Source organism: Vibrio sp. 03_296 (assembly GCF_002265885.1).
In genome coordinates this window covers 1-628 of the sequence record NZ_NPKW01000614.1, presented here as the reverse complement: position 1 = coordinate 628, position 628 = coordinate 1, and the positions used below count along the sequence as shown (strand labels likewise).

The window sequence follows — 628 nt, the reverse complement described above, 5'->3', positions numbered from 1 at the left end:
GTGTTCACCACAGTTTTGCAGCACCGCCGCCGCGACATTGACGTCAATATGATCACCATGATCATGAGATGCCAACACGGCATCAATCTCTTTAATCGCAAAGGGATCAAGCGGGAAGATTGCTGTACGTAAGTTCGGTTGCAGTGCTTCCACGCCTCCCATGCGCATCATTTGGTGCTGGTTTTTCATAAAGGCGTTCTTTTGCGTTTTTTGCCCGTTCCACACCAAAATCGATGGAAATATTAGTGTTACCCTCACTTTTCAACCAGATACCAGTACAACCCAACCACCACATGGAGAATGTATTCGGCTCTACTACTGTGTTTTCGATCTCTTCGTTCAGCCAAGTTCCCCATTCAGGAAAGGTACTTAGGATCCATGACTCGCGTGTAATTTCATTTACTTTACTCATAGCAACACCTTCTTGTTTCACAACTTTTATTAAATTTAGGATGTAGGGAGCCAAGCGCCTTAAAGGGTGATTAAGGCACTGAGCAGAATTGTGTTCGTGATTTGAGAAAGAAACGAGGTCGCGTTACACCAAAATGACCATTCGTCCCTTTTGCTTCTATCGCTTTGATGACATCGGGATTCGCGCTTTTACCGGTGATCAAATGATCATTTTCAT

At 44.3% G+C, this 628-nt stretch carries 1 pseudogene; it reads right to left on the bottom strand.

Going from position 1 to position 628, the window contains the following annotated elements:
- Positions 1 to 412, bottom strand: a pseudogene (locus tag CIK04_RS26615) (L-ascorbate 6-phosphate lactonase); the annotation flags it as partial.
- Positions 413 to 628: the final 216 nt, after the last annotated feature.